Origin of the sequence: Actinokineospora sp. NBRC 105648 (assembly GCF_030269645.1) — a bacterium.
GTDB lineage: Bacteria > Actinomycetota > Actinomycetes > Mycobacteriales > Pseudonocardiaceae > Actinokineospora.
The window spans coordinates 97,474-114,821 of sequence record NZ_BSTR01000010.1 but is presented as its reverse complement, the minus strand read 5'-3'; the positions used below and the strand labels follow the sequence as shown (position 1 = coordinate 114,821).

The window sequence follows — 17,348 nt, the reverse complement described above, 5'->3', positions numbered from 1 at the left end:
AGCCCTGCCTCAGTAGCGGGTGGTGACTGTGACGCCCGCACAGTCGGTGGCTCCCTTCAGGCTCACGTAGACGTAGCCCGCCGCCGGGTTCGCCACCGTGATCGACTCGGTGTTGCCCGCGTTGGTCGACCGCAGCGTCGCCGCGGCGGTGGTGGCCCAGGTGGTCGGGCTGTAGTAGAGGTCGCAGTTGCCCGTGCCACCGGTCGCGGTGATCCGCAGCTGGGTCGTGCCGGACGGGAGCAGCAGGTACATGTGGTGGTACCAGGAGCCCGTCGCGGACCGGTTGGACCGCTGGCAGTTCTTGCCGAGCGTCCGGAGGTCGCTGCCCGTGCACTCGGTGACCCCGCCGGTGCCACCCACGACCACCGACTTGGTGACCGTGCCGGTGGCGCCCGAGTTGTCGGTCACCGTGAGCCGGACCGTGTAGGTGCCCGCCGCGGTGTAGGTCTTGCTGGGCGCGGCGGTGGTGGCCGTCGTGCCGTCGCCGAACTCCCAGCGGCGCGCGGAGATCGTGCCGTCGGAGTCGGTGGAGCGGTCGGTGAAGGTCGCGGTCAGACCGCTGACCGTCGAGGTGAAGTCCGCGGTGGGCGGTCGGTTCGTCGGCGTGCCGCCACCGCAGGACCCGGCGGCGCAGGCGTCGAGCCAGGTGTACCAGTCGCTGTCGTAGCGGGTGCCGATCGTGGTCTTGAGCAGCGTCCGCGCCGCGGTCCAGTTGCCCGAGCGGTAGTGCCCGAGCACCGTGGCCATCTCCGACGGGTGCGACTGGAGCATGTACCGCACCGCGAGGTAGCCCCACCGGTAGATGCGAGTGGTGTCGTGGTCGTAGGTGGTATCGAACAAGGTGCTCAGCGGGTAGGTGCGCTTCGCCGCCTCAGTGGTCGCGGCGGTGTAGGGGACGTTGCGGTAGGAGTAGGAGATGTACTCCGCGAAGCCCTCGATCCACCAGATGGTCGGGGTGCTGATGCCCGCGGTGAAGTCGCCGAACATGTCGAAGCGGCCGTCGAGGTAGTGGGTGTACTCGTGGTTGAGGTTCCACACCTCGAACGACGGGCGCAGCCACTCGGCCTCGTAGGCGATGAACCGCGGCTGGTTGCCCGTCGCGGCGGGATCGCCCTCGAGGTACATGCCGCCGTTGTTGGTGTCGATGCCGAACATCGAGCCCGCGTAGGTCTGGTAGTCGGTGCTCGAGTCGAACACGACCACCTCGAGCGTGGTGTTGCGGTCGTTGGCCACCGGACCGGGATCGCTCACCGCGCGGTGGAAGTACGCGTCCTGGTTGGCCAGGCTCGTGCACGACGCCGACAGCTCGGCGGCCGTCATCGCCTGGGCGCGGATGCGCAGCGAGCCGCTGCACGTGTGGGTGATCGGCAGGATCGCGGCGGCCAGGCGCGCGGCGAGGTCGCAGACGCCGTAGTAGGAGCAGTTCGCCTTGTCGTAGAAGTCGGCCATCTCGGCCACGCCGACCCACAGCCGCCCGCTGGTGCCGGTGATCGTGCTGCGGTCGAGCAGTCCCTTGGCCAGCGGCCGGACCTTGGTGAGCAGGGGCTGGTGCTGCAGGAACCGGCCCAGCTCACGGCCCGCGTTGGCGACCAGGTAGGACCGGTCGGTGGCGAGCAGGTCGAGGTGCCCGAGCGCGAACCGGCTCAGCGTGTCGGTCACGCCGGGGTCGGCTTGCACGGCGGTGACGAACTCCGGGACCTGGTGGCCGCGGAAGAGCACGGTGTAGACGTTGTTGACCGCGGCGAGCATCGACGGCGACGAGTCGTAAGCGCTGGTGTAACCGGTGAGCAGGCGCTGCACGACGGAGAGGTAGCGCGCGTTCTCCTGGGAGCTGTCGATGAGGACCACGGCCTCGGACAGCGTCAGGCCGTTGGCCTCGCTGACGGTGAACGCACGCGAGTTGGCGAAGAACCCGTCGAGGGCCGAGCGGATCGCGGTGCGCAGCGACGCGCCGTAGGGCCCGACCACGTCGGGGTTGTACCACTGCACGAAGTACCCGGCGCGCAGGTAGAGCACGAGCTGGGCGGTGCCGGTGGAGTTGTCGCCGGGGTAGGCGGCGGCGTTGTCGCGCAGACCATAGGCGACCGAGCTCATCTGCGACTCGCGGAACGCGGCCGAGGCGGCCGAGCCGGTGAGCGAGAACAACGAGTTGACGCAGTCGACGGCGGCGGTCCGGATGTACTGAACCAGCGCGGATCCCGTGCGGCTGTAGAACTGCGCGGGGTCGCACGCGGCGACGGCGAGCCGGGCCGACGGTGCCTTGTCGGGCACGTCGTAGTCGCGGCGCAGCTCGTCCTTGGCCGAGGGCAGCGGCCCGCGGTCCTTGAGCGGGGTGGCGGTCTTGGCCGCGTGCCCGCCGTGCTCGGCCTGCTGGGTGACGGGCACCGGGGCGGGCGCGGGTGCGGCCTGCCCGGTGTTGGTGGGGATGACGACGGCCGCGGCGAGCGCGGCGGCGATCAAGGACAGCCTGAGCGGCCCGCGGCGCGGGCGGATTCTGGACAAGTGTGTTCTCCGCAGGATGGGGACCCGGGCGGTGCGCCCGGTGGGGACGGCAGGGACCACCGGAGTGGGAGGCTCCGGTCGCGCCCGACATGTGAGACGGTCGCCGCACGCGGAAGGCGTTGCCCGAGAGGGGTTTCGCGGAACGGCCGTCTGGCGATCAGTCGGGAGTGGACACTCGGCGGACGTTTTCTCCTTCCGGCGGTTGATATCGCCGTGTGCCGGTGCAGCCTCACACCGTCAGGGGGTCCCGGGTAATGACTTCGCTCTATAGTCTTTGCCTATGGATCTGGAGATTCGGCACCTGAGGGCGATCTGCGCGATCGCCGAGGCGGGCAGCCTGTCCCAGGCCGCCACCGCGCTCGGGGTCTCCCAGCCGTCGCTGACGCTGCTGCTGCAGCGGGTGGAGCGCTCGGTCGGCGGGCAGCTGTTCCAGCGCAGCCGCGCGGGCACCGCCCCGACCCCACTGGGCGAGCGGGTGCTGCGCCGGGCCCGGCTCCTGCTCACCGAACTGGACGCCTTCGGCGCGGACCTGGCCCACGTCGGCGGCGACCACGCGATCCGGGTGGGCACCGTGCACATGGAGTGCGTGGGCACCCTGGTCGAGCGGCTCGACGCCGGACTGCCGGAAGCCGAGATCACCCTCCAGGTCGAACCGTCGAGCACGATGCTGGCGCACTCCCTCGCGCACGGTCGCCTGGACGCGGCGGTGCTCGGGATGAGCGACGAGCAGGACGTGCCGCAGGCCAGGAACGTGGTCCACCGGACCCTGGTGCCGAAGGTCCCGGTGTTCGTCGCGATCTCGGCCGACCACCGACTGGCCCACGCCGACGAGGTGGACCTGGCCGACCTGGCCGAGGAGGCCTGGATCTGCCCACCGGGCGCCGACGACGGTTCCCTCACCGCACTGCGCGCGGCGTGCCGAAAAGCGGGCTTCCTACCCCGCGTGCGGTTCGAGGCACCCAGCGGGGGCGGCAGGCAGCTGATCGCGGGCGGACAGGCGGTGCAACTGGTCGAGCCGACGTCGATGGGCGGCCCCGGCCTGGCGATCAAGCCGCTGACCGGGGAACCAATGCTGATCCGCCTCGTCCTGGCCTGGCGCCGAGACCGGCTGGGCGAGGACGAGGTCGACCGCACCTACCGGGCGGCGGCCGGGGCCTACACCGAGCACGCGCTGCTCAGCCCGACCTTCCGGGACTGGTGGCGGGACCACCCGGAGGTCCACCCCAGACTGGGCTGACCCCGTCGGCTGGCCGCACGGCCACACCGCCGGATGCCAATCCTGGCGCAGCCCGGCACCCCACCCGGTCGGGTGCGGCAGGTGCGGCAGGTGCGGCAGGTGCGGCAGGTCCGATGCCACTCCGCCAGGCCCACTCGGCGCGGACCCTGTGGTCCGTCGCCGAGTGGGCACCGTCGATGCCGTGGCCGGGAGCCGGACACGCCCCGGCCGGCCGCGTCAGCCCGGGGTGGGCTGACCGGCCTCACCCGCCAAGTGTGCGCGCAGCACCTCGAGCGCTCGGTGCTGCACGACCCGCACGGCCATCGGGGACATGGACAGTTCGGTGGCGACCTCTTCGGCACTGCGACCGCGAGCGACGCGCAGCAGGAGGATCCGCCGTTGGAGTGGACTGAGCGCGGCCATCGGGTCGGCCGCGTCCCACCGGGGTCGAGGGATGACGACCCGTCGGTGGTGTGGGGTCTGGGACATCCGCATGATCAGTGGACGCACGAGCCGCCACACCATGACGGTTCCCACAGTGCGATTTTTCCCAACTGGCCAAGATTTTCCCAGTTCTGACCAAGTACACGCCATGGCAACCACTCTTCGCGCCAGTAGCATTACTCACCGTGAGAGCCAGCCCGGCACCGCCAACCCGAAGCAGAGAGAAATCGCCTCACTCCCCACCCACCCAGCCAGCACAGCAGAAAGACCGCCCCCACCTAACACTCACCCACCCTCAGCGGAAAAGGCCGACCCCGCTGGAACGCAACAAGATCCCGACCCCGCCAAACCGCAGCGGCATCCCACCCCCGCTGGTACCGCAGCGGATAGGCCGACCCCGCTGGCACGCAAGTGAATCCCGTCCCCCAGCAAACCGCAGCGGAAAGGCCGGCCCGCCGGTACGCACCAACAGGATCCCGACCCCACCAGCACCCAAGCGAATCCCGTCCCCCACCAAACCGCAGCGGTGAGGCCGACCCCGCTGGAAAGCGACACCCGCTACGGATGCTCGATCTAGTGGACTCGCTTCGTGTGGGGGGAGAGTGCCGCTAAACTTGCCGTGGGTGGGGATGCCCTTACCTGCCCTTTTCTCTCCACCGCGGTGCTCTAGGGGCCCCACACGAAGCGAGTTCACTAGATCGAGCCCCCGTCTTTTCCTCGGGCAGCCCAAGCGATGAGCCGCCGCCGAGGTCGACCGTGGGTCGGTGTGCGGCACATCCCACGAGCTGCCCGAGTAAGAGCGGGGCTCGATTGGCTGGACTGCCTTCGTGCGGGGCCCCTAGAGCACCGCGGTGGGGAAAAAGCGTGGGGTGAAGGGCATCCCCACCACACGGCAAGTTTAGCGGTACTCTCCCCCCACACGAAGGCAGTCCACCCAATCGAGCACAAACGTAACGGGTCTTGCGTACCAGCGGGCTCAGCATTTAGAGATTCAGAGATTTAGAGATAAAGACAAAAGCTTCTTTCTAATCCCAGCTGTCGCCCCATTCGACATCCCTTGCTGTGCGGTAGTTCTCTGGTGTGCGTTTGGTGACCATTCGGTCTGCCAGTCCGTCCTCCGCGCACAATCGGAGTGATACCAATCCCTTCCGTTTGACCGGGTGTCTTAGGACCCTTGCCGCCGCTCGTTCCGCCGGGAACTTCGTGGCCACCACGTAGGAGAACTTCTCGTCCTCGTAGTTGAGGGTCGCGGTCTTGAGTTTGCGGTGCAGTGCCGCGCGCCCCAGGCGCGCGCTGAAGTGGCACCAGTCCTGGCCTGCGGTGATGGGGCACGGTGCGTCGTGTGGGCACGGTGCCAGCACGTGCATTCCGGCCGCGATCAATTCAGCGCGGGCGGCCAGGACTCGCTCGTAGCCGGCAGGCGTGCCCGGTTCGATCACCACCAGGCACTCCGTGGTGTCGATCAGGGAGCGCAGGAGCGCGGTGCGGGTGTGCTCGGCGAGTTCGTTGAGCACGTAGGACAGCGTCACCACGTCCGAGGTGGGGACCTCGACCGCTCCTGCGACCAATGACCGGCCCCAGTTGGCCGAGCGCAGGACCGCCGAGGCTGAGTGGTCCGCGAGCTTTCGACCCAGGGCGAGTGCGCCCGCTGACCGGTCGAGGACGGTGACCGAGGTCAAGGATGGCCAGGTCTCGACCGCTGCCCACGCGGCCGCGCCGGTGCCGCCGCCGACGTCGACGAGTCGGGTGGGGGTGAAGTCCGGTGCCAGTGCGGCGACCCTGGCCAGTACCGAGGTGGTCGCGGCGTGGGTCGCGGGCATCCGGTAGGCCGCGTAGGCCGCCACGGTGATCTCGGCGTCCAGGACCTGCTCGGTCGGGTCGACGCCGGTGCGGTAGCGCTGGATGAGGCTCTGCACCGAGTCCGCCATCCGGCTCGCTGGGAAGCGGGCCACCTCGGCGTCGAGGGCGTCGGACAGGGTGGTCATGGCCGGTCATCATGCCGGACCACTCGACGCCGTCAGAGCGCCGCCCGCACTGCGCGGGCTCGGCGTCCCGGGCCGGTGGAATGTCCGCCCCCCGGCGACCTCGGTGGGGCGATGCCACCGCAGCCACGGCGACGGGTCGCGCATCGGCGCCGAGACCGCGCACACCCCACCCGCCGCGACCGAGACCGGTTACCTACCCCGCTCGCGTCGGGGGCCATCGGATCTGCTGGGTGATCTGGACGATCGCGTCCGCCAGGTCAGGTTGGCGCGATCTACGGTCTGCCGCGTGGTGGGCCGAGCGCGAGCGCGCCGCCGACGACCACGAGGCCGAGCCCTGGCAGCAGCACGGTGAGCAGTGGGAAACCAGTACCCGCCAGACGCATCGCCAGCAGGCCCGCGAGCAGGACGACCGCGCCGAGCAGCACCGGGACTCGCGGCAGGGATCGGACGGCGCACCTCACCAGGTCGGCGACTTCACGGAATCGGCTCCGACCCGTGCATCGACGCCTCCGCCGGCCTCGCTACGCGGCCGCGGGCGATCTCACTCGTTCGAGATCAGCGTGCCATTCCTGCCGGCCCTGAGTGATCATTTTCCACTCGTTGGTGGCCGATCATCCATCGAATGCCGCAGTGCCGCGACGGCCATCGCCCTGTCGTGCCCTCCCCCGCACCCGTCCGGGGCGGACTGTCCTTCGAGGGCCTCGCCATCCGCGTCCAGGTCGACGCCTCCGGACATGGAACCGGCGAGCCGCGCTCGGACAGGCGCGGCTCGCCGGCTACATGGTCAGGCCTTGACGGACAACTCCCCCGTGCCGTGGCAGGGGGGAGACCGTCAGGGGGCGTCGAGGTCGGCGCGGTCGATCTTGCGGTGGAAGCGCATGCCGGCCAGACCACCGAGGATCGAGCCGATGAGGGCGACCGCGAGCGCGAGGACCGCGCCGACGGTGATAGCGAGCGCGCCGTCGTTGGTGGGCAGTTGTGGGAGGCCGTCGATGTCGGTCAGGGCGTCGAACTGGACCCCGGCGACAGCGGCGAGGATCGCGACCACGACGGTGATGACGATCGTCCAGACCCAGACGGCGATTCCCTGCTTCATGCCGTGGAACCGGGCCATCCGACCGGCGACGTAGCCGCCGCAGTAGTAGGCGACCAGCAGGACGGCCGCGGCGGTGATGGCGCCCGCGAGACCCGTGCCCCGCGTCGTGTCGAGGCCCTGCCGAGCCTGCTCGGCGGTGGTCATGGACAGGCCCATCGCGCCCCCGACGGCGACGACGAGCGCGGAGAGCAGCACGGCGGTGCCGATCGCGGTGAGCCAGCCGAAGAACGCCGAACCCCACTTGATGCCGCCGAACCGGGCCTTCTGCCGGTTGAGGACAGTGCCGTGCGACTCCGGGCGCTGGTCCGGCTGGAACTGCTGGTCCGGCCCGGCGTGCTGGTCGGGCCGGAGGTGCTGGTCAGGCCGGGTGTGCTCGTCGAGCTGGGCGTGCCGGTCCAGCTGAGCGCTCTGCTCGGGCCGGATGTGCTGATCGGGCCGGGCGTGCTGGTTAGGCCGGAGGTGCTGGTCAGGCCGGGTGTACTCGTCGAGCGGGGCGTGCCGGTCCAGCTGAGCGCTCTGCTCGGGCCGGGCGTACTGATCGGACCGGGCGTGCTCGTCCAGCTGACCGCGCTGCTCGGGCCGGATGTGCTGGTCGGGCCGAGCGTGCTGGTCGGGCTGGGAGTCGACGGCCGCCGGACGCTGGTCGGGGTGGTTCCGCGCCCGCTGGTCCGGGTTGAGGCTCTGGACGTGCGATTCCGGCGCGGGGGCCGTGCCATCGCGGTGGGTGCCACCGCCGGGTCTGGTGCTCATGGGTGTTTCTCCTGTGGCGGTTCCGGGGACGAGCCGGAAATGAACGAGGATCGGCTGTGGGCGAGGCGCGGGGACTTGGGTCTCCGCACACCGCGGAAACTCATACGTGGGGACCAAATCGGTTCCAGCGCGGTACCCGTGAATGCGAGAACCGCCGTCGCACCGGGGGCTCGGGCGCTGGCGGGACGAGCGACGCTCCCGCGCACAGGGAGTACCCACACTGTGACAGGCCAAACAACACACCCGCCGGTCGAGAGGTCGGCGGTCCACCGTGCCAGCCGTGGTCGACCGCCCCGTCGCCAGGGTGAGCAGGAAAGCCTGCGAACAGGGAAACCCGCGCGCGACAGAATCTCGGAAAATCGATGGTTCTCCGGTCCGGTGCGCCGCTACCTGGAATGATCACCGCGGCACACCCACAGACAGTCAGCGCACCGCAGCGAGAATTCGCTGCGCCGAGGTGGAAATATGCGATCGCGACACAGAGCGCCACGAAATCGTGGCCCCGTCGACACGATTGAGAAAAGTACCGGAATTCGTTGCTGTTTGCTGGAGGGAACGGCGTGTCGCGCCTAGGGTGATGTCGGGCCCGTGGTCCAGCGCGAGTTCAGCCCTTCCACTGGAAACCCCCCACAGACAGGATTTTCCATGCGCACTCGCACCTTCCTCGGCGTGCTCGCCTGCAGCGCGATGGCCGTCGGGCTGGCCGCGGCACCCGCCGCCGCGGACCCCACCGACGACACGGTGGTGACCTTCGAACTGCTGGCGGGCACCCTCGACATCGTCGCGCCCCCCTCCGCGGACCTGGGCACCGGCGCGCCGGGCACGGTGATCAACGGGTCGCTCGGCACGGTGGCGGTCACCGACGGCCGCGCGGCGCCCGACGCGTCGTGGCTGGCCACGGTGACCTCGACCGACTTCACCGCCGGGGCGGCGACGCCGTCGGAGACCGTGCTGGCGTCCGAAGTGGACTACTGGTCCGGGCCCGCCACCGCGACCACCGGCAACGGCACGTTCACCCCCGCGCAGACAAACCTCGCGGGGGCCCAGGCGCTGGACAACGTCGCGCCGCTGACCGCGTTCACCCACACGGGGGGCACCGGCAACAACACCGCCGGGTGGAGCGCGTCCATCTCGGTGAACGTGCCGCTGGACAGCCAGGCCGGCGACTTCACGGGCACGGTCACGCACTCCGTTGCCTGAGCACCGGAGACTGCTCGCCTCGGCGGCGCTCGCGGTGGTGGTCCTGACCTCCCTCGGGACCACCGCCGCGGGCGCGGCGCGCCAGCCGGGGACCGCGGCCGCGGGGGGCATCGGGATCCAGCTGCTCGACGCCCCGGTGAACCGCCGCGACGACCCCCGGGCCCTGCGCTACATCGTGGACCACCTGCCACCGGGCACCCTGGTGGACCGGAAGGTCCTGGTGGCGAACAAGTCCGGCGACCGGCAGGCCATCGACCTCTACCCGGCGGCCGCGACGATCGAGGACGGGCGGTTCCGCTTCGGCGAGGGCCACGCGACCAACGAGCTGGCCGACTGGATCTCCCTCGACCACACCCGGGTGGACCTCGGGCCGGGCAAGTCCGCGACGCTGAAGGTGACCATCGCGGTGCCGCCCACCGCGCCGCCCGGCGAGCGGTACGCGGTGCTCTGGGCCTCGACCGCGGTCGACCCGGACAGCGGCACCGCCATCAAGCAGGTCCACCGCGTCGGGATCCGGCTCTACCTGGACATCGGTCCCGGCGGGGAGCCGGTCTCGTCCTTCGCCATCGGTGACCTCGTCCCGATGCGCGACGACGCGGGTGTCCCCTCGGTGGCCGTGCACGTGGCCAACACCGGTGGCCGCGCGCTGGACCTGACCGGCGCGGCCGTGCTGTCCAACGGCCCGGGGATGCTGACGGCCGGACCGTTCGCGGTGAGCACGGGCACGACCCTCGGCCCGGCGCAGTCGGGCACAGTCACGGTGCGGTTCCCCGAGCAGCTGCCCAACGGCCCCTGGACGATGCGCGTCGACCTGGCGAGCGGCACCGCCAAGGACAGCGCGACCGCGCTGATCACCTTCCCGGCGGCGGGCAGCGTCGGCGAGGCGGGCAGCCCGCTGACCAACCCGTGGCTCATCGCCTCCGTCGTGGCCCTGCTCCTGGCGGGCCTCTACCTGCTGCGCAGGCACGGGAAGAAGAAGTCCGCCGAGCGGGCGGGATCGATCGAACCGGCTCAGCCGGTCCTCAATGGATAGTCAGCACGCCGGGGCCACCCGGCGCGAGGCGCAGGAGGCGACATGACGGACAAGACGACCGGACGACGCGGGACCGCCGCCCGGGCCGCGGGGCTCGGCGTGGTGATCGCGGCTTTCCTGGTCCCACTGGCCTCGGCCGCCCACGCGGCCGCGCAGACCACCACCGCACCGTCCACAGCGGACAGTGACACCACCGACGTGAGCTTCCGCATCGTCCGGCCCGCGCAACCCACGCCCACGCCCACCCCGCTGCCGCAACCACTGCCGCAACCGCTGCCGCCCGCCGCCGCGAGCCCGGTCGTCCCGACCATCGCCGCCACCGGGCTCGACCTCCCGGTCCTCGCGGTGGTCGGCTCCGCCCTGGGGATGATCGCCCTCGGCGTCCTGATGGTCGCCCGGGCCGGGCGCCGGGCGAGGCCCACCCGCTGATCACCCGCGGGTGAGCCCCCCACGACGGAGATGGCTCGATCCGTTGTCCACGTTGCTTGTCCGGTGGGACCATGCTCGGACCTCAGGTCCGTCGAGCGTGGTCCCCGGCAGGTGGGGGCGGTGTCGGATCACCCGGGAAGTGCCCTGCCAAGCCACGATCGAGCCGGCCACCCGCGGCCCCGGGAGCGCTAGGCCACCGAGTGCGTCACGGTGCCGGTGTACCCGCCCGCTGTCGCGGAGAGCGGCACGGTCACCACCAGCGTCGGGTTCCAGGTCACTGAGGTGACCGCGGATCCCGAGCGCATGGTGAACGCCGTCCGGGCGAGTCCGAGGGACTGGGCCTGCGCCGCCGTGAGCTGCCCCGGGGTGAAGGTGCCCGAGCCCACCTCCGGGTCGGCGGCCCCCGACCAGTAGCCGGCGCTCGTGTTCGGGACGGGGGCCTGGCCGCCGCCGTCGCGGGTGAAGCCGCTCAGCGACACCGTGGCCGTCCACGAGGCGAGTCCGTCGGCGTCGACGGTCACCGGACCGAGCTTGCCGCTGAGGGTCTCCCCCGGGACACCGCTGCCGAGGTCCGCCGCGGGGTCCGCCGCGATCGAGAGCTGGCCGACGGTGGTGATCGCGGCGGTGTCCAGCGTGATCGCCGCGTCGCGGGCCAGCAGCCGGCCCAGGACGGTGACCCCCGCCGAGACGGTGATCGAGGTCGAGGCGAGGACGGTGCCCCGCAGCTGGGAGTCCGCCCCCAGCGTCGCCGAACTGCCCACCAGCCAGAACACGGAGCTCGCCCGCGCGCCGCCCACCAGCGCCACGCCGCTGCCCGCCGCGGTGACCAGGGTGGACTCGGCCTTGAACAGGAACACCGCGTTCGGGTCGCCCTGGGCGTCGAGGGTCAGCGTGCCGGTGATCCCGAACGTGCCGGGCGCGGAGTCGTACACACCGGGTGTCCTGGTCGTCCCACCGAGTTCGGCGGAGATGGTGGCGGTCACCGGGCGCGCCGCGGCGTCGCCGTAGGCGGCGGCCAGGTCGGTGTGGGCCTGCGCCGCGACGCCGTCGCCCGCGTGGATGGTGCCCGCCACCTGGCCGGGCGAGACACCGGTGATCGCGGTGCCCGGGCTCACGCCGAGGTCGCCGGTCACCGTGGTCGCACCGGTGTTGGTGACGGTGGTCGCGGCCAGCACGGCGAAGTTCGCGGCACTGGCCAGGGAGACCGCAGCCGTTTGGGCTCGCGCGGACGGCGCGTGGACCACCGCGGGCACGAGCGCCGCGGCGCACAAGGCGACGAGGGTCAGGGGAAGTCGAAGGGATGTCCAGCGGCGGGGCGCTGCCCCGGACTGGGTGAACTCCGGCTCAAGAGACAGGCTCACAACTCAGCCCTTCCGCGAGCCCGGTGCGTCCGCCGATGCGGTTGACCGGCGAAGTCTTCGCACCGAACAGAATGCGTCTCCAGGCTAGCCGCCGCGGTGCCCTTTCCGGGCCGTCCGGCCTTGCTCGATCGGGTGAACGCAGGCCCGCTGACGTGGGGATTGTGACTCGCCGCGACGAGGACGACCGTGCCGGGCCGCGGCGGATCGCCGGTGGCGGGCGCGGGCGCGACCTGTGTGCCGGGACAGGGCTCCCGCACCCGATCACACCCCGGGTGGTCTACCCCCGCGCGCGAGGGCGACCACCCGTGTGGACGCTCTCCCAGCTGACCACCGAGGACGCGATCACCCTCGACGTCCGCCCGGTCGAGGGCTACCGCGGCGAGGTCGAGCGCGCGTTCGCCGACCTGCGCGCACACACCGCCGCGGGCGGTGCCGCCACGCGCGGGTGTGGTCACCGTGGTCCGCAGTGCGATCGAGGACGGTTTCGCCGCTCCGGGCTCGGCGCCGGTCGTGCTCACCGAGACCGACCTCACCGGCGGTCGGCAAGGCATGTCCACAAAGGACATATCGACCAAGGTGCCGTCCCGGCGGCGCGACGCGGTCGACCCGCTGGCGCTCAAGACCGGCGACCACGTCGTGCACGAGCAGCACGGGTCCGACCATCCCGGCGCGCTGAGTCCACTGTGGATCATCCGTTGCGGTAGTGGGTGCGGCGGGCGCGAACAGCTCGACCGGCGCCTCGGTGGGACCGGTGGGTGGGGATGGCGGCCCCCAGGAAACTTGCCCCGATTCCTGGAGGCCACCCTGGCTCACCCGCGTCGCCGCGGGCGAACGACCACGACCAGCAGCGCGCCGGTGACCAGCAGGAGCAGTCCACCGCCGAGCAACCACCCCGGCAGCACGGTGCCGGTGGCCGCCAAGGACGCGTCGCCTGCCCCCTGGGCGTCGCCGGACCCGCCGAACCAGTCGCCGGGTCGGTCCGCGGGCACCCGGGTGCGCGCGGGCGGTGAGATCACCGGCGGACCGGTGGGCGGGGTGCCGAACGCGGTGGCCACGTTGCGCACCGAGCCCGCCGCGACATCGGCCGCGGTCACCACGTACACCGGGGCGTCGCAGGTCACCGTCCGCCCCGGTGCCAGCACCGTCACGGGGCAGACCACGCCCGCCAGCCGCGGGTCGTCGACACCGACCCCGGTCAGCACCACGGTGCCGGTGTTGGTCACCACGAACGAGTAGGCAATCCGCTCGCCCTCGTCGGCGAGCCCGTCGCCGTCCTGGTCGTGCAGCGCGGCCTTCTTCACCAGGGCGAGCGCGGGCCCGGGCTGGAGCGGGGTGTCGGTGTCACCCTCGCCCTCCTCCCCCGCCTCGTTGCCCTCGCCGCCACTGGAGGACTCCTCGGCCGCGGGGATGTCCCTGGTCACCGGCGGTGTCCGGACCGGCGGTCCGGTGCCCGGCGGCGTGCCGAAACCGGTGGCCACGTTGTGCACCACACCGGCGATCACGTCCGCTTCGGTCACCGTGTAGGGCAGTGCCGAACAGGTCACGGACGCACCAGGCGCGAGTACGGTCACCGGGCAGGTCACCGGGCCCGCGGTGAGGTCGTCCACACCGACGTCGACGAGGGTCACGTTGCCGGTGTTGGTCAGCACGAACGTGTAGTCGATGAGCTCGTCGACGTTGGCGAACCCGTCGGCGTTGGTGTCGCGCAGCACGGCGAGCTTGTCCAGGTCGAGCCCCGGGTCGGCCACCGGCACGTCGACCGTGGCAGGCGGGGTCACCACCGGCGGACCGGTCGGCGGGGTCCCGGTGCCGACCGCGATGTTGCGGACCACCCCGGCCGCGATGTCCGCGGCGGTCACCACGTACGGCGCCGCCACACATACGACGGAGGCACCCGGGGCGAGAACGGTCACCGGGCAGGTCACCGGGCCCGCCTTGGGATCGTCGACGCGGACCTGGGTCAGGGTCTGGTTGCCGGTGTTGGTCAGCCGGAACGAGTACTGGACCGTCTCGCCCGCGTCGGCGAGGTCGTTGCCGTTGAGGTCGGCCAGCTCGGCCGACTTGGTCAGGGCCAGGGCGGGCGCGGGCGCGGCCGTCGGGGTGGTGGTGGAGTCCGGCGGGGACACGACCGGCGGCCCGCCCGCGTCGCCGACCGCCCGCGCGACGGCGGTGTTGTCGATCTTGCCCGCGACGATGTCCGCCTCGGTCACGGTGTGCGCCCGGTCCGCCGAGCAGGTGGTGAACTCCTGCCGCCGCAGGCTGGTGGCCAGGCAGGTGACCGGGCCGGCCAGCGGGTCGTCGACCCGCACCTGGGCCAGTGCCGTGTTGCCGTTGTTGACCACCAGGAACGTCCACTGGACGGTCTCGCCGAGGTCGGCCAGACCGTTGCCGTTGCGGTCGTCGAGCGTGGCGGTCTTGTCCAGCGCCACGGCGGGCACCGCGGCGAACGTCGGGGTGTGCGCGGAGGCCTCGGGCGAGACCACCGCGGCCGCGTCGGGAGCGGTCGCGGTGGCCGTCGCCCGCTTGACGACCTCGGCGGCGGCGAGGTCGGCGGCGGTGGTGGTGTGGCCCGCGTCGGAGGTGCAGACGACGTGCTCACCCGGTGCCAGTGCGGTCCGCGGGCAGGTGACCCCGACGCCGCTCGCGTCGTGCACCACCAGCCCGGTGACCGCGACGTTGCCCGAGTTGGTGACGGTGAAGGTGTAGTCGACCACCTCGCCGAGGTCGGCCAACCCGTTGCCGTCGAGGTCGCCGAGCAGGTCGTCGACCACCACGGCCAGCACCGGCACGGGCACGAAGACCGGGATGTTGTCGCTCACCGGCGCCGACTCGACCCGGCCGCCGTCGGGGGCGGTGCCGATCGCGGTCGCGACGCCGATCAACGCTCCCGCCAGCACATCGGCCTGGCTGATGTAATACGGGTCGCGGACGCAGGTGGCGCTCTGCCCGATGGCCAGGACAGCCTGCTGGCAGCCCGACTGCGGGATCCCGCTGAGCAGGCCCTCGACCGACACGGCGGTGAGCGCGACGTTGCCGGTGTTGGTCACGGTGACGCTGAGCCGGACCGGTTCGCCCAGGTCGCCGATCCCGTTGCCGTTCTGGTCGACCAGTTCCATGGTCGAGACCAGCCGCAGCGCCGGGCGCGCCAGGAACACGGGCGTGTTCGTGGTCGTGGGCCGGGAGGTGATCACGGTGCCGTCCGGCGCCGTGCCCACCGCGCTCGCGGTGTGGGTGACCACCCCGTTCGCCCCGTCCGCCGCGGTCACGACGTACCTGGGCGCGTGGGAGCAGTCGACGGTCTCCGCGGGCGCCAGCTCAAGACCCGTCGGGCAGCCGCCCGCGCCCGCCGGGGACTGGCGCACCACGCCGATCGCGGTGAGCCGCACGTTGCCGGTGTTGGTGATGGTGAAGCGGAAATCGATGCTCTCGCCGACCTCGACCAGCCCGTCGCCGTTCTCGTCGGCGGCTGTCGCGGTGGTCACCAGGGAGATGCCGGGCCGGGACTGGAAGCTCGGCGTGGTCGCGGTGGAGGGCTCGGCGGTGACCACGGTGCCACCCGGTGCGACACCGGAGGCGGTGGCGGTGAGCACGATCGCGCCGTTGTCCACGTCCTGCGGCGTGATCACGTACCGCGGCGCGCGGACGCACTCGGCGGTGGCGTTGGGCGCCAGCGAACCCACCGCGGCACAAGGGTTGGCTGACGGGATCTGCGTCGTGGCGACGGTGATCGCGGTCAACGGCACGTTGCCGGTGTTGCTCACCGAGAACCGGTAGTCGATCTGCTCGCCCGCCTCGCCGAGGCCGTCGCCGTTCGCGTCGACCAGGATCGCGGTGGTGACCAGGGCGATGCCGGGCGCCGAGGCGAAGGTGGGCACGTTGGTGACCACGGTGGCCGAGCGCGCGACGGCGCTGTCCGGCGCGGAGGCCGTCGCGGTGCTGCTGGTCACGACCTGGCCCACACCGATGTCGGCGACGGTGATCACGTGGTCCGGGCCCGCGCAGGTCGTGCTCTCGCCGATCGAGAGCGTGGTGTCGGCGCAGAGCACCGCGCCCGCTCCGGTGTGCTGCACGGACAGGCCGAACACGGTCACGTTGCCGGTGTTGGTCACCTGGAAGGCGTAGCTGACCCGCTCGCCGATGTCGCCGAGCCCGTTGCCGTTGACGTCGTGCGGGTCCACGGTGACCACGAGGGCCAGGCTCGGGTCGGGGGCGGCGGTGGTGGTCACCGCGGTCGCGCTGTTGTTGCCCGGGTTCACGTCGGTGTCACCGGGTCCCGCGGCCACCGAGGCGGTGTTCACCAAGGGGAACACGAACGGGACCGGGGTGACCGCGCTGATCGCGAAGGACACCGAGTCACCGGGACCGAGCGGTCCGCCCGAGCAGCTGACGGTCCGACCCGCGACCGCGCACCCGGCGCCGGTGGCGCTCACGCCGGTCACCGACGCCGGGACGGTGTCGGTGACCACGAAGGAGGTCGCGGTGCCCGGACCGGCGTTGCCGACCCGGAGCAGCCAGGTGATCGTCGCACCGGGGCCCGCCGCCTCGGGGGCGAACTTGACCAGGTTGAGGTCGACACCCGCGCGCGGTCCCGCCAGGGGCGCGGGGGGCAGGGTCGGCGCGGGGGGTACGCCGGTCGTCGCACTGGTTGTCGGGGCGGCGCTGGTCGTCGGGCCGGTGCTGGTGGGGCCGGTGCTGGTGGGTGCCCCGCTCGTCGGGGCAGGACCCGTCGGGGCAGGCCCGGTCGGTTCGCTCGTCGGCGGCGTGGTGGGGGGTGTCGCGGTGGAGGGGACCTCGGTGGGCGGTTCTCCCGCGCTGGTCGACGGTGGCGTGGACACCGGCGGCGAGGCGTCGGGCGCGCTGGTCACCTCGGGCGTGCTGGGCGGTGCCGAGGTCGAGGCGGACTCGCCGGGGTCAGTCGGTTGCGCGGTGGCGGGGGCCGCCGCGGACAGTGCCACGAGGACGAACACCAGCAGCCCCGCCGCCCCGCGCGCGAAGCGGCGGGGCGTGACCCGTCTGGCGGAGTTCTCTTCCCGAGCGGACCAGATGCGCATTTTATCCACCTTGAGTTTGCCGCGCCGCGACCGTAAACCTGCAACGACCCATGACATTAAGGTGAAATTCTCCAGTGGCGCGAAAGCTCACTCGAACGTGAAAATATGGGTAATGGTCGAGGAATTCTCATTTCTGCCGCCCGGAAAGCCGCGAAAATATCGTTGACCAGTTCTGCACGCCCACCGCTACCACCCGCCCCGCCGCCCTCGCCCGCCCGATCGCAGCCGCCCCGAAGGCGGCGCCACCACGGGTAGTGTCGAAGTGATCATCCTGACCAACC

11 protein-coding genes and 1 pseudogene are annotated in these 17,348 nt (G+C 71.7%); 5 read left to right on the top strand and 7 right to left on the bottom strand.

The genetic code is table 11. The features are described from left to right. Positions 1–9 precede the first annotated feature (9 nt). On the bottom strand, positions 10–2,502 hold the full coding sequence (locus tag QSK30_RS12420) for a collagenase (protein ID WP_285502403.1): 2,493 nt from the start codon (positions 2,500–2,502) through the stop codon (positions 10–12). A gap of 280 nt (positions 2,503–2,782) precedes the next feature. On the opposite strand from QSK30_RS12420, the gene QSK30_RS12415 reads away from it, so the two are divergent. Then, on the top strand, positions 2,783–3,739 hold the full coding sequence (locus QSK30_RS12415) for a LysR family transcriptional regulator (RefSeq protein ID WP_285502401.1): 957 nt from the start codon (positions 2,783–2,785) through the stop codon (positions 3,737–3,739). 216 nt (positions 3,740–3,955) lie between these two features. Here the strand turns inward: QSK30_RS12415 and QSK30_RS37155 are convergent, their stop codons facing one another. The 4 genes from QSK30_RS37155 to QSK30_RS12395 form a co-directional block, all read right to left on the bottom strand. Continuing rightward, the gene (locus QSK30_RS37155; RefSeq protein ID WP_285502400.1) at positions 3,956–4,255 is read right to left on the bottom strand and encodes a sigma factor-like helix-turn-helix DNA-binding protein; all 300 of its coding nucleotides are present in this window, start codon (positions 4,253–4,255) and stop codon (positions 3,956–3,958) included. 932 nt (positions 4,256–5,187) lie between these two features. Continuing rightward, positions 5,188–6,147 carry a small ribosomal subunit Rsm22 family protein gene (locus tag QSK30_RS12405; RefSeq protein WP_285502399.1) on the bottom strand — a complete coding sequence of 320 codons (960 nt, stop codon included), beginning with the start codon at positions 6,145–6,147 and terminating at the stop codon, positions 5,188–5,190. A gap of 272 nt (positions 6,148–6,419) precedes the next feature. Next, complete coding sequence (locus QSK30_RS12400) at positions 6,420–6,608, bottom strand: hypothetical protein (protein ID WP_285502398.1); 189 nt, start codon at positions 6,606–6,608, stop codon at positions 6,420–6,422. A 371-nt stretch (positions 6,609–6,979) separates the two neighbouring features. Next, positions 6,980–7,993 carry a hypothetical protein gene (locus QSK30_RS12395; protein WP_285502397.1) on the bottom strand — a complete coding sequence of 338 codons (1,014 nt, stop codon included), beginning with the start codon at positions 7,991–7,993 and terminating at the stop codon, positions 6,980–6,982. 645 nt (positions 7,994–8,638) lie between these two features. Here QSK30_RS12395 and QSK30_RS12390 point away from each other — a divergent pair. The 3 genes from QSK30_RS12390 to QSK30_RS12380 are packed head-to-tail and all read left to right on the top strand — an operon-like array spanning position 8,639 to position 10,655. Beyond that, positions 8,639–9,193 (top strand): hypothetical protein, encoded by a 555-nt coding sequence (locus QSK30_RS12390; protein WP_285502395.1) that lies wholly within the window; start codon positions 8,639–8,641, stop codon positions 9,191–9,193. Further along, a complete protein-coding gene (locus tag QSK30_RS12385) occupies positions 9,186–10,226 on the top strand; it encodes a hypothetical protein (RefSeq protein ID WP_285502394.1) in 1,041 nt (346 codons plus the stop codon). The genes QSK30_RS12390 and QSK30_RS12385 overlap by 8 nt, the downstream gene beginning before the upstream one ends. A gap of 42 nt (positions 10,227–10,268) precedes the next feature. Beyond that, on the top strand, positions 10,269–10,655 hold the full coding sequence (locus QSK30_RS12380; RefSeq protein ID WP_285502392.1) for a hypothetical protein: 387 nt from the start codon (positions 10,269–10,271) through the stop codon (positions 10,653–10,655). A gap of 188 nt (positions 10,656–10,843) precedes the next feature. Here QSK30_RS12380 and QSK30_RS12375 read toward each other — a convergent pair whose 3' ends face one another. Further along, positions 10,844–12,016, bottom strand: coding sequence for an ice-binding family protein (locus QSK30_RS12375; protein WP_285502390.1), 1,173 nt, complete (start codon positions 12,014–12,016; stop codon positions 10,844–10,846). A gap of 308 nt (positions 12,017–12,324) precedes the next feature. Between QSK30_RS12375 and QSK30_RS12370 the strand changes: the two are divergent. After that, a pseudogene (locus QSK30_RS12370) lies at positions 12,325–12,670 on the top strand (hypothetical protein); the annotation flags it as partial. 155 nt (positions 12,671–12,825) lie between these two features. Here the strand turns inward: QSK30_RS12370 and QSK30_RS12365 are convergent. Beyond that, positions 12,826–17,067: a CLIPPER-2 domain-containing protein gene (locus QSK30_RS12365; RefSeq protein ID WP_285502388.1), complete on the bottom strand. Its 4,242-nt coding sequence runs from the start codon at positions 17,065–17,067 to the stop codon at positions 12,826–12,828. Between the last annotated feature and the right edge of the window lie 281 nt (positions 17,068–17,348).